The organism is Mangrovibacterium lignilyticum, from assembly GCF_010882175.1.
Lineage (GTDB): Bacteria > Bacteroidota > Bacteroidia > Bacteroidales > Prolixibacteraceae > Mangrovibacterium > Mangrovibacterium lignilyticum.
Genome location: NZ_WKLH01000002.1, coordinates 293,777 through 306,345, shown reverse-complemented (window position 1 = coordinate 306,345; position 12,569 = coordinate 293,777). Strand labels below are relative to the sequence as shown.

Genomic DNA, 12,569 nt, shown 5'->3' with positions numbered 1-12,569 from the left:
ATTCTTTATTAGTACCCGGCAAAATGTTTGTGCACTTGTTTGTCAACATCATCAGTGGTATTAAAGAGCATCAGAGGAATGCCGGTTTGCGCCAACTCGGCTTCAAATCGATCCAACGACTCTTTCGTGATTGCAGCGTATTTGCGGTGTATGTCACTGTCTTTACCGTTAAAGTTCGATTGAAATTCACCGTCACTGAGGACCCAACGGTCTTGCTGCATCGCAAATTCCAGTCGATCGTTCACCTTGGCTAAGATCACGTCGTTGTGTTTTGCCAGCGATAGCAGGACTTCTTTCACTGTTGGGCGATAATACAAAAAGTCGCTAATGGCTATGATCAGGTAATTTTGCGTTTTTAGTTGCTGAACCTTCTCCAACCAATTTTGAATGGTTGCTGTCTCCGGATTTTTATGATCCTTGCCCGGCAATTCGTTGTTTGCCTCATGAATTTCCTGTAGAATATGAAGCCAGTTTTTCCGGTTATTTGCCGGTTTGATGTACACCGCTTCCTGATCCTTTAGGATCATTGCTCCCACACGATCTCCATCTTTTAGAACGCGATAGCCTAAAATCGCGGCCAGTCTGGCAGCGATCACCGATTTCAGGTAACGCTCCGATCCAAAAAACATGGACGAACTTTGGTCGATGATTAACAAGACAGGACGTTCCCGCTCTTCGCAAAACTCTTTGATGTGTGTTGTCTGAGTACGGGCAGTAACCTTCCAGTCGATGTTTCGCACATCATCGCCCCGCACATATTTGCGCACCTGGTCAAAATCGAGTCCGCGACCTCTCAGCTTTGATCCGTGTCGACCTGTGAGTACATTTTTAATCGCTTGTCGGGATGATAAGTTCACAAATGCGGCGAACTCCTGCTGCAGTACCAGGTCATCAAACGACACGCAAACTTCGGGCTGGTAGGATGTTCCTTTATTCATACCGTTTGTTTTAGATTACGCCAAAGCCACGTTTTCAATAACTTTATCGATCGCATCGTCGGTGGTTATTCCCTGCGCCTCTGCTTTAAAGGACAGGATGATGCGATGACGAAGTGCATCTTTGGCGATGGCCCTGATATTCTCGGGCGAAACATGATCGGATTGGTGCATCCAGGCATGTGCTCTGGCACAAACATCCAGGGCAATGGTTCCCCTTGGCGATACGCCGCACTCGATCCATTGGGCCAGCTCTCCGTCTACATTCTCCGGATAACGGGTCGCAAAAACAAGATCGGTTATATATGATTTCATGGCATCGGTCAAGGCTACTTTCGCAATCTCCCGACGAGCCTCAAAAACGGATTGTTCATTAATTTGTACGCTTTGGCCTGCTGTTGTCGAAGACTTCTCCCCTCGTACCAAATCCAGAATTTGCATCTCTGCTTCTTTATCCGGGTAACCAATTTTCACCTTCATCAGGAAACGGTCCATTTGTGCTTCGGGAAGCGGATAGGTTCCTTCCTGCTCAATCGGGTTTTGCGTTGCCATTACCATGAAGAGTGGTTTCATGGCATATGTTTTACCGGCCACACTTACCTGCCGCTCTTCCATGGCTTCGAGCAAAGCAGCCTGCACTTTTGCTGGTGCACGGTTAATTTCGTCGGCAAGGATCAGATTGCTGAAGATCGGTCCCGGTTCGAAAATAAACTTCTCGTCGCTCTCCGGCTGATAGATGGTCGTTCCGGTAATGTCGGAAGGCAATAAATCGGGCGTGAACTGAATGCGGTTAAAATCGCTTTTCAACAGCTTCGACAGACATTTAATTGCTCTTGTTTTGGCTAATCCAGGTAGCCCTTCAAGTAGAAAATTCCCGTCAGCAAGCAATACAATCAACATTTTCTCTACCAAGTCAGACTGCCCAATGATCGATTCATTAAGCTGCTTTTTTAGTTTTACTATTTCATTGTAAGCCATAGGTATTTGGAGTTTCAAATTGTTACCATACAAGTTATGACATTTCTTTAAAACACACATTCTACTAATCGTAATGTTTTTCAGATAAAGTCTAATATTACTTGTCTGGTGCAATTATCATCGCTCCTTCGGGTTTTACTACGGGCTAGTTTCAACGATACCGGATTTTCGTCGCCGGAAGTAATTATTCTCTAAAAGCTGAAAAGCGGAAGTCCAGAAATGATTGGTATTGGACTGGCTGGGGGAAATACTTTAACCGGATCGGATTCGGTTAATTGAAGGAAGGGTGTTTCGCTCATGACCGCGTATGAAACGCCCAAATTTTGTATATGAAAAAAACCGTTCAAGACAGCCTGAACGGTTTCACTTAATATCTTTTTTAACTGCCAACCATTTAAGGAAGATTCAGTCTTTTAAATCAAATCGGTTTGTTGCGCATTATTGCAGTTATAATCGAAAAGCGAATTTTCTTTGATGTGCCGATAAACCTTTTCGGGCAAAACATTTAACAAGCGCTCATCGCCATTGCGGATTAACTCCCGAATATGTTCTGAAGTTTGTTTGATCAGATCTTCAGATTGAATTTCCAGGAGCAGAATCTTTTTAGTTTCATTCAGGTACTGCCACAACAGTTTTTTGGAACCTTCAAAGTGGTCGGTGTCCGGCGAAATAATTTCACCGCTTTTCATATCAATGTACGGAAACAGGTAAAGCTTGACATTTTCATGGAACAGTTTTCCAACTGATTCCAGAAGGCCTCCCCTCAAATCGGGGTAAAGCGAACCATCCAAGATCATGTCGAAGGTTGGCATCCCCATAATCACCCGCAGCTTAATCATTTTAAATTGTCCAAAATAATTGACCAATTCGAAATAGCGGCTAAAATTCGAGACCATTACACTTTGCCCGACCATGTTCAGCAAATCAACGCGATGCAGGAAATCTTTCTCATCCACTTTGCGGTCCTGCATCAGGTTGTTGAGCGATATTTCACAAAAAGCAATGGTATTGTCAGGGCGATAGTCTTCGTCGCGTTTAAAAACTTCGAGGCTTTCTTCGAGGAATTCAATGACCAGGTTATTCACCGGGCGGAAGTAACCGCGCATTAACAATACGTTCTTCTTGTACAACATATCACCGGGTTGCTGCACTTTTCCGCTTTCGTCGAACATGATTGCAGGCGTCATATTATTACTGACCAGCATCAGGTTCAAAATCCGGTTGTCAACCCAGGTTAAACCGGGTCCTTCAACATAAATATAGTCCACTTCTACCCGCTCAATATCTAAATTGTCAAGCAAGGTCAACAAGAGCTTTCTCGGATCTTCCCACATAAACAGAGCCCCGTAGATCAGGTTGATCCCAAGGGTTCCAAGGGTGTATTGCTGTAATAGGGTATCCCGCTCATGCAGTTTCACATGAATGAATATCTTGTTCGGATTTTTCCGATCTGTTCCTTCAACGGCAATTCCCAGCCAGCCGCTTCCCTGGTTTGTTTTCGTATAGTTCAAGGTCTCTACCGTATTGGCAAAGGCAAAAAACTTTTGATCGATCTTTTTATCCAGAATGGTCAACAACTCATTGTACTCGTATTCAACCATTTTCTTGACCCGATCCTCTGCTACATATCGCGAAGGCTCGCCATGGTTGTAGAAATGATCACTAAAGCTTTTATCGTATGCCGAAATCGTTTTGGCAACCGTATTCGATGCTCCTCCGGCCTGAAATAAATGTCTGGCGGTCTCTTGCCCTCCACCGATTTCGGCAACGGAACCATAGTAGTTTGAATCGATATTGATGTGTACTGATTTTTCTTTCGTACCTAATGTGTTCGACATGTTGAGAATGAATTTATTGCGTTACAGCATGCAGTCTGCTGTTATTTCGGTTAATGAATTCAAATTAAGCAAATCCCCCTTTGGAACGTTCGCCAGTGGAATTTGTTTACTGCTTTTGCCCAAGAATTAAGGATTTTTAAAGAATAGCAGCTTCTGATGTGTTGATCTGAAAACGCGACAATTTGTTCGATTTAAGGGTTCGATACAAATTTTTTGATCCCGTTAAAAACGGAAGCTTGCGACACAGTTGTGACCGTCGTGTTAACTTAATTTAAAAGTTGAAAGAAATCTAAACTCTCCTGAAACTGATCTGTTTATTAAAGTGAACTTAAAAAATAAACGATTATGAGTTTGTTGGAACAATTGAAAACGATGACTGTAGTGGTAGCTGATACCGGGGATTTTGAATCAATGAAAATATTCACACCGCGAGATGCTACGACAAACCCTTCTTTAATATATGCGGCAACCGGAGATCCAAAATATCAACACCTGATTGATCAGGCGGTGGAATACGCCAAGGCAAAAGGTGGTTCGAAAGCAGAACAACTGAGTCTTTGCATGGATAAGTTGTCGGTGAATTTTGGTACCGAAATTCTGAAAATTGTTCCGCAACGCGTCTCGACAGAGGTTGATGCCCGCCTGTCATTCGACACGGAAGCCACTTTGAAAAAAGCGCACCAGTTGATCAAATTATATGCAGACGAAGGTATACCGAAGGAAAAGATTCTGATTAAAATCGCTTCGACATGGGAAGGTATCAAAGCAGCCGAGATCCTTGAAAAGGAAGGTATTCACTGCAACCTGACGTTGCTGTTTAGCATGGCCCAAGCCATTGCCTGCGCCGAAGCTAAAGTCATGTTAATCTCCCCGTTTGTAGGCCGCATTTACGATTGGTACAAGAAAGATCGTGGTGTAGATGACATTCCCGTCAGTGAAGATCCCGGCGTAGAATCGGTAACCGAGATTTTTAAATACTACAAGAAATACGGATATAAAACTGAGGTGATGGGTGCCAGCTTTCGCAAAGCAGGTGAAATTACCGAATTGGCCGGTTGCGACTTGCTGACCATTTCGCCAAACCTGTTAAAAGAACTGGACGAAATGGACGGAACACTGGAACAAAAGTTGAAAGCCGATGATCTGGATGGTTATGATCAAGCGAAAATTTCACTTGATGAAAAAGCCTTCCGCTGGATGATGAACGAAGATGCTATGGCAACAGAAAAGCTGTCGGAAGGAATCCGCAAGTTTGCTGCCGACATCATCAAACTGGAAGAAAAAATCAGTCAGAAATTGTAACAGGGTAAAAAATAATAAACGTAAAAGGCAGATCAATTTTGGTCTGCCTTTTTCATTTATAAAATTGACAGGCAATATTCAGCTGATGCAGATAGCGGCTGCATGGAATTGAAAGACTCCGAAGTGAGTCAATTGGCCGTTTTAATTCAGTCGAAAGACCAAGCCACCTGAAAGACCGAACTGAACAAAAGGGACTGTACTCGATACACCGACCGATGCGCCGTTACCGACGTCCCACCAAAGGGACCCGCTGGCATTAGTAATCGGGAAGTTCAGGCTTGTTTGTGCAACAAAGCCAACGCGCCCGGTGAAGAAATATTTCAATCCGGCTTTGACCCCAACAGCGAACTTTGTGATGGTGTTCAAATCGCGTCCTTTGGGGGAGAAAATCCCGATTCCGGCTCCCATTCCACCAAAAACACGGAAGGCTTCCGAAAGCGGAAGAATTTTGGTTCCGCCAAGCAGCAGATAATTAGCGCTGATCTTGTCATCGTAGTCAAAACCGTAATAATCCGACCAGGCAGTAGCCCACGCATCCTGGCGTGAATAGCTCAACTCAATAGCCAGCTGGCTATCAACCACATAAGCGAATGTACCGCCGAAGGTAAATCCGCCGCCTACACGGCCATAGCCCCGATAAATGTCAAAACGATCGGCAAAGGTATATCCTGCAATTGGGGTGAACTCCACTGATTGGGCATAAGAAACTTTCAAACATAGAACGAGAAGGAAGAAGGTAACGGCAAATATTAATTTTTTCATTTCCGTAATTTTAGTCGATTTCCTTAAAGGTACGCTGAAAGTTATTTTTAGTCCAAGCTGAAAGCCATATTTCTCGAAGCTATTTTCGGGAAAAGCGATGACTATAAATGGACTCCGGAATGGTAATACCACTTTTCGCCTTGTTTCCTGAAAAGTGAGTTTTCGTGGATTTGATGCATTTCCCCTCGTTCCAGGTATAGAGCCCGAAACTCAACATGACCGCTACTATCGGATGCTTCTCCTGCTTGCTTCCCCAAAATAACCAGTCCCATCCATTGCACCGATTTAGCCCAGTTTTCAATCGCTTTTCGGTCTTTTACTGGTCTGGTTTCCGGGTGGTGACTTTTCATCAAATAAGCACCGTCAGCCTTTGTAAAGGCAGTGTATCGCGAACGCATTAGTTCCTCTGCTGTTGTTGCTTCGCGCTTTCCCGAGCTAATCAACTCGCAGCACGCATTCTTTAACTTTTTCGATCCGCAAGGACATAAACTATCGGCCATATTCTCTATTTGAAAAGCTAAAATAGAAAAACATTAGTTGTCGGGGCCGATTTACAAAAAGTATTTGCACAAAGGCAAAAAGTCTGATTTTCTTCCTTAATTTGTTAATCATTCAAGAATTTCCATCAAACACCCAGTCTCATCAATAATTATGGACCTGATCAGTTTTATGAAGTCGTATGTTGATTTAACACCGGAAGACGAAATTTATATTTCGCAATTTCTGAAGGTTGAGCAATATGGGAAAGGAGACATTATTCGCCAACCGAATACGAAAAGCAAGATTATTCATTTTATTGAACAGGGTTATGCGCGGAATTTCTATGAGAAAAACGGAAAGGATATCACGTATTTCTTTCTCAAGGAGAACACCTTCACGCTACCGGTTGATGCTGTCTATTTCAACGATCCGACAAAGTATGGCTTGCAGGCTGAAGAAGATCTTCAACTCACCTCTTTTATGTACAGTGACTTCCATCGAATGATCGAAAGGGTGCCGGGGATCCTGCATCTCTATGAAATTGAAATGGCGAAATTTATCCGGCAGTTGAGCGACAAATATTATCTCATTCAGTTTCAGCCGGCTCTCGAACGCTACAACTCCATGTTGGAAAAGTATCCTGATATCTTATTGCATGTTTCGCTTGGTCATATCGCCTCGTATTTGGGAATTACGCAGGAAACACTCAGCCGAATCCGCACGAAATAATTTGATGGTAAAGCGTTTTTTGATCCAGGTCAAAAGATATCTCCTCTTTTCAGCTCAACTTTGCATTCATCAATTTGAATGCGATGAATACAACCATCTTTCAGCTTCATTCATACCAACGATTAATCGGCACTTTAGATGCGTTGATGCATCCGCATGTGCATTCCATTTTTATTGCCGATGAGCCCGGATTGGGACATTCGTTCCCGGTTCTGAAACAAAAATTGGGAGACGGAAGCAAAATGCTTAGCCTGATCTACCTGCACGATGCTGAAAAGGCTCTATTCAACCAGGAGCTGCATGAGCTCACAAAACGAATGCCGCAGCGATTCCAGGTGCATTTTATTCCTTACAATCCAAGCGTCCCTGAAGACTCACGGGAGACGATTCAGGAAAAGCTGGAGCTGGAGATCAATTGCTCGTTGTACAAAAGGATCCGGTTTCTGGTAGCCGGAAGGCCCGAGTTTATTCTGGTTGTTTCTGAAATGCTGGAAATGTTGGGTATATCAGGTAGTCAAATTCAGGAGCTCTTGATTAAAAATGTGAAATAAACATGTACCGATATATGAATAAATATTTGATTTTAATCTTGTTGCAAATGGGGATTTCCAGTGCACTTCGGGCGCAGGAGACTACGCCGGCAGACACCCTTTATTTCGGATTCAGCGAGTCGCTGCAATTTTTGATGGAAAACAGCCAAAGCATCCAGGTTGCATCTCACCAAAAAGAAGCCAGTGAACATGAAAAGAAGGCTACGAATGCCCACCGCATGCCCAAGATTGGCATTACCGGCACTTATGCCATTATGGATGATGATATTGAGATGCAAGCCGATCTCTCGGAAATCACAGAGCCTTTGGGGAATCTCTTGCAAGGAATCGGAAGCTTGCTGCCTGCCGGAACCATTCCTTCAGTTTCACTTCCCACCGATCTAGGGTTAACCTTGCAAGAGCAGCAACTAGGTGTGGTTATGGGAACATTCGCGATGCCAATTTACACCGGCGGGAAAATAAATGCGGCTCACGGTGCTGCTGAAGCTCGTTTATTCGAGTCGGAAGAAAATTTGCGGGAAGTGACGAATCAACAGGTGACTGAACTGGTGAGTCGCTATTACGGTGTTCAGCTTACTTCGCGTGTTCTGAAGATCAGGCAGGATGCACTAAACAATATTGAAAAGCATCTCGATAACGCTAAAAAACTGGAAGAGCAAGGACAAATTGCACATGTCGAACGACTACATGCCGAGGTTGCCTATGCAAATGCCGCCCGAGAATTCCGTTCATCGACCAGCGACCTGGAAATCACGCAAAGTGCCCTTCAAAATACCTTGGGAACCAATCAACATATCGTTCCGCTCGACGAGTTATTTATCGCCACAAATATTCAACCGCTCTCGTACTACCAGGATTTGGCACTTAGCAATAGCCCGCTTTTGGGACAAATTGATGCCCGCAGGGACTTGGTTTCACAAAAGTTGAAAGCCGAGCGATCGGAGTACCTTCCGGATGTCGCGCTGATGGGAGGAGCAAATTTGGTTGATTACCAATTGACATCGTTAGCGCCCAAATGGTTTGTGGGTGTTGGTGTTCAAGTGAATCTTTTCGATGGATTTGAGCGCAGCAATAAAATTAAAGCAACCAAAAGTCAGGCGCTACAGGTCGATAGTTACTACAGTAAAACAACCGAAGATTTGAAAATGGCGGTTCAAAAGCTATATCAGACCATGGGAAAAGCTTACGATGAGTTTCAGTCGCTCAACACCACCGAAGACTTTGCCAAAGAATACCTCGATGCCCGTCAGAAAGCATTTACCAATGGGCTGGCCACGTCGACCGATGTGGTTGACGCCCAATTAAACCTGGAAAAAGTTCGAATCGCCAAGCTCCAAGCAGCCTATGCCTACGACATTTCGCTTGCGTCGCTGCTTCAATATTGCGGCGCCAGCGACACTTTCGATCAATACCGAAACTAAGAATAAATACTTAAACAAGAAGCACAACAGATTAGCGGCACGAAGCGATTCACCCGAATTTGAACGACTTATGAATTGCAGACACGCCCATTAACGAACGAATACTATGAATAAAAAAGCTTATCTCCTGTTTGCCATTCTCGTCGTACTGGTTGCAGTAACAGTATATGGGTGGGTCTTTGTCAGCCCTGAACCTGTTTTATTGCGGGGCGAGGTGGAAGCCAAACAAGTAAATGTAGCCACCAAAATCGTGGGCCGTGTATCCCGTCTTGATGTCGAGGAAGGTCAGTTTGTCAGCAAGGGCGATACATTGATGGTGATCGACAGTCCGGAAGTATACGCCAAACTAATGCAGGCTGAAGCAGCTCAGGCAGCTGCCACGGCGCAAAGCGATAAAGCACAAAAAGGCGCCCGATCGGAACAGATTGATGCCGCACGCAGCGTTTGGGAAAAAGCAGAAGCAGCTGCCGACCTGATGAAGAAAACCGATGAACGCATCCAAACACTTTACGAAGAAGGAGTCGTTCCGGCACAACGCCGCGATGAAGTGGAAACACAAATGAAAGCGGCCGTGCTAACAGCTAAAGCAGCCGAATCGCAATATATGATGGCCAAAAACGGCGCTCGTACGGAAGATAAAGATGCAGCTGCAGCCCTGGTTAGCCAAGCTTCGGGAGCTGTGAGCGAAGTGGAATCTTATATCAACGAGACTGAGGTGCTGGCAACAATTACCGGACAGATATCGACGGTTATTCCAAACGAAGGTGAGCTGATTACTCCGGGACTTCCGGTCGTAACCATCACCGATTTGGATGATTGCTGGATCAATTTTAACATTCGCGAAGATTGGCTTCCCAATGTCAAAATTGGCACGCAGTTTCCGGTAGCCATCCCCGCATTGGGCTTAAAAGATGTGCTTGTTGAAGTCAGCTTTATCAATTCCCTTGGAAGTTTTGCCACAAATACCGCTACGAAGTCGGTAGGCGATTACGACTTGAAAACGTTTGAAGTTCGGCTAAAACCGGTGAATAAGGTTAACGGACTTTTGCCGGGGATGAGTGTGGTATTGAATGCTGAATTATTCAACTAATACAGACTATTTTGCTGCTAAAAGACGAATATAAAGGATTTGGGGGATTGATGCGCAGGGAGTGGCATGAGATTCTGGGCAACCGCACACTTCGGCTGTGTCTGGTCTATTTGCCACTGGCCGTCTTGTTGTTCTTTACGCAATTGTTCAAAGCTCAGCAGCCAACGAATCTGCCGCTGGCGGTAGTTGATCAGGACAACAGTGCCTTGTCGCAAAAGCTGGTTCGCATGCTCGATGCAGTCCCCGAACTGAAGCTAATCCGCGATTATAGCGAGCCTTCTGCGGCCGAAGCAGCATTGGTTGCCAGTAAAACGTACGGAACGGTTCTCATCCCTGATGGCTTTGAAAAAGCGATCTTAAAGGGTGAGCAGGCCAACGTCGCGATGTATTACAACAACGAACTCCTGATTCCATCCGGGATTGTGAGCAAGGCTGTGAACAAGCTTACCGCGACCATGGGAGTCGGTATTGCTGTTAAGCGAAATCTGATGGCGGGCGATTCGTACGAATCTGCTTTGAAAAGAGCGCAACCGATTGTGATTGATTCAGAGGTGATGTTTAACCCAACGGTGAACTACCTGTTCTATCTCGTTGCAGGCATCTTGCCGGCCCTGCTTCAAATTTTTGTTTTGATGGTGGGCGGTTATGCAATCGGAAGGGAACTGCGCAACGGAACGGGCAAGGAATGGCTGGCCTATGCCGACAATAAGATGTGGAAGGCCGTTTTAGGTAAACTGCTTCCCTATGCCCTTATATTCACAATCGTCGGGCTGATTTATAACAGTGTGCTGTTTGATTATCTATCCGTTCCGATGTATGGAAGCCGGATCATAACCGAATCGGGACTGATCTTAATGATTTGCTGCTACCTCGGCATTTCGTTCACCCTGATTGCCTGGTCGGCCAATATGCGCTTTGCAGTAAGTGTCTCCGCCATTTTAGGCGCGTTGGCCTTCAGCTTTTCAGGATTGACTTTTCCGTTATCCGGAATGCCCGAAACGGCTTCAACGATTTCGCAATTCTTCCCCTTCACCCATTATCTTGAATTGATGCTAAATCAAGCCTTTTACGGAGCGTCTTTCGTGAACGGTCTTGCCGGAATTGCCTTGATGTGCGGCTTTCTGATTTTGCCGGTGCTTTCAATTCCCCGGATGAAAAAAATACTGGCAGATCCGAAGTATTATGGCCGATTATAAACTTAAAAAGCACGTAAAATGAACCCGTTGTTCGAAAAAATAAAGTCCATTGTCTACTTTGCCTCACTTGAGCTGTACAGCATCGTTAAAGATTCGGGCGTGGTTCTTATCTTTTTTGTGGCCCCGCTGATTTATCCGGCGTTGTATTCATTTGTCTACCAAAAAGAAGCGCTGCAGGATTTGCCGGTAGCTGTAATCAATTTGGATAACAGCCAGACCAGTCGCACTTTCATCAATATGCTGGATGCTACATCTACCCTTTCAGTAGCCGAAAAAGTTCAGGACTTTCACCAGGCCCAACAGCTCTTTCTGAATAAGAAGATCTACGGAATCATTACGGTCGATAAGGGATTCGAGCGCGATGTACTGCGTGGCGAACAGGCTCATATTGGCGTCTATAGCGACGGTAGTTACTTGATGCATTACAAAACAGTGCTTACGACAGCAACCAAAACAGGCCTTACTTTTGGCGGAGGTGTTCAAGCCAAAAAACTATTGATGTCGGGAGTTCCCGAGTCTCAACTGATGGCCAAAATAAATCCGGTGAATTTGGTTTCGAAACCATTGTTTAACGCTTCGGGGGGGTATGGTACTTATTTGATGCCGGCAATTGCAGCATTAGTTATTCAGCAGCTGCTGCTGATTGGCATTGGAATGATTGGTGGCACCCATCGCGAAAGCAATGAGGGTAAATTTGTCCTTCCCAAAGTTGTGACCGAACGTGGATGGGAAAGTTGGTTTTTGGGACGTGCCCTCACCTATTTCTTCATCTTCATGCTGGCCTCGTTTTACCTGTTTATTGTCATTTTTAAATGGTTCGAATTTCCCATCCATGGCAATTCGGTCGATGTAATGCTTTTCCTTGTCCCTTATGTGCTGGCCTCGGTTTTTCTGAGCATGTGGCTATCAACTTATTTCCGCTTCAGAGTACAATCGATGATGCTATTCCTGTTCTCATCCTTTGTCTTTCTGTTTGTGAGTGGAATCAGTTGGCCGGTCGAAGCCTTCCCGCCGTTTTTTAAATGGCTGGCTTACATTATTCCCAGTACACACGGAATTCAGGGGATTGTGAAACTTCAAATATTTGGAGCTGATCTGACTGCCGTCCAACCCCAGCTGAATGCGCTCTGGACGCTTTGTCTGGTCTTTTTCAGCACGGCCGTTCTTCGGTTTTGGCAGTTATCGCGGAAGCAGGAACTCCACAACGAAATTTAGCTATCGCTATATCATATATCCTGAGAAGTTGACTGAAAACAACTTTTTAAAGTGCCGTCTCAGAACCTGTTT

The 12,569-nt window shown here is 44.9% G+C and carries 12 protein-coding genes; 7 read left to right on the top strand and 5 right to left on the bottom strand.

Going from position 1 to position 12,569, the window contains the following annotated elements; all coding sequences use genetic code 11:
* Positions 1 to 8: 8 nt before the first annotated feature.
* The 3 genes from GJV22_RS08660 to GJV22_RS08650 form a co-directional block, all read right to left on the bottom strand.
* On the bottom strand, positions 9 to 938 hold the full coding sequence (locus GJV22_RS08660) for a DUF58 domain-containing protein (RefSeq protein WP_163711741.1): 930 nt from the start codon (positions 936 to 938) through the stop codon (positions 9 to 11).
* A 15-nt stretch (positions 939 to 953) separates the two neighbouring features.
* On the bottom strand, positions 954 to 1,913 hold the full coding sequence (locus GJV22_RS08655; protein ID WP_163711738.1) for an AAA family ATPase: 960 nt from the start codon (positions 1,911 to 1,913) through the stop codon (positions 954 to 956).
* A 413-nt stretch (positions 1,914 to 2,326) separates the two neighbouring features.
* Positions 2,327 to 3,751, bottom strand: a complete 1,425-nt coding sequence (locus GJV22_RS08650; protein ID WP_163711735.1) for a TonB-dependent receptor — start codon at positions 3,749 to 3,751, stop codon at positions 2,327 to 2,329.
* A gap of 345 nt (positions 3,752 to 4,096) precedes the next feature.
* Here GJV22_RS08650 and tal point away from each other — a divergent pair, with 345 nt between their 5' ends.
* A complete protein-coding gene (tal, locus tag GJV22_RS08645) occupies positions 4,097 to 5,053 on the top strand; it encodes a transaldolase (RefSeq protein ID WP_163711732.1) in 957 nt (318 codons plus the stop codon).
* 141 nt (positions 5,054 to 5,194) lie between these two features.
* Here the strand turns inward: tal and GJV22_RS08640 are convergent, their stop codons facing one another.
* Together GJV22_RS08640 and GJV22_RS08635 are read right to left on the bottom strand one after the other, a co-directional pair.
* Positions 5,195 to 5,815 (bottom strand): hypothetical protein, encoded by a 621-nt coding sequence (locus GJV22_RS08640; RefSeq protein WP_163711729.1) that lies wholly within the window; start codon positions 5,813 to 5,815, stop codon positions 5,195 to 5,197.
* 101 nt (positions 5,816 to 5,916) lie between these two features.
* Positions 5,917 to 6,315, bottom strand: a complete 399-nt coding sequence (locus GJV22_RS08635) for a YchJ family protein (RefSeq protein ID WP_163711726.1) — start codon at positions 6,313 to 6,315, stop codon at positions 5,917 to 5,919.
* 151 nt (positions 6,316 to 6,466) lie between these two features.
* Here GJV22_RS08635 and GJV22_RS08630 point away from each other — a divergent pair, with 151 nt between their 5' ends.
* The 6 genes from GJV22_RS08630 to GJV22_RS08605 all read left to right on the top strand — a co-directional run bounded on the left by GJV22_RS08630 (position 6,467) and on the right by GJV22_RS08605 (position 12,497).
* Positions 6,467 to 7,024: a Crp/Fnr family transcriptional regulator gene (locus GJV22_RS08630; RefSeq protein WP_163711723.1), complete on the top strand. Its 558-nt coding sequence runs from the start codon at positions 6,467 to 6,469 to the stop codon at positions 7,022 to 7,024.
* Between the two features lie 83 nt (positions 7,025 to 7,107).
* The gene (locus GJV22_RS08625; protein WP_163711720.1) at positions 7,108 to 7,575 is read left to right on the top strand and encodes a ferredoxin reductase domain-containing protein; all 468 of its coding nucleotides are present in this window, start codon (positions 7,108 to 7,110) and stop codon (positions 7,573 to 7,575) included.
* Between the two features lie 14 nt (positions 7,576 to 7,589).
* Entirely contained in the window at positions 7,590 to 8,996 is a 1,407-nt protein-coding gene (locus GJV22_RS08620) for a TolC family protein (RefSeq protein WP_163711719.1), read from the top strand.
* 106 nt (positions 8,997 to 9,102) lie between these two features.
* A complete protein-coding gene (locus tag GJV22_RS08615; RefSeq protein ID WP_163711716.1) occupies positions 9,103 to 10,086 on the top strand; it encodes an HlyD family secretion protein in 984 nt (327 codons plus the stop codon).
* An 11-nt stretch (positions 10,087 to 10,097) separates the two neighbouring features.
* Positions 10,098 to 11,282, top strand: coding sequence for an ABC transporter permease (locus GJV22_RS08610; RefSeq protein WP_163711713.1), 1,185 nt, complete (start codon positions 10,098 to 10,100; stop codon positions 11,280 to 11,282).
* Positions 11,283 to 11,300: 18 nt separating this feature from the next.
* On the top strand, positions 11,301 to 12,497 hold the full coding sequence (locus GJV22_RS08605) for an ABC transporter permease (RefSeq protein WP_163711710.1): 1,197 nt from the start codon (positions 11,301 to 11,303) through the stop codon (positions 12,495 to 12,497).
* Positions 12,498 to 12,569: the final 72 nt, after the last annotated feature.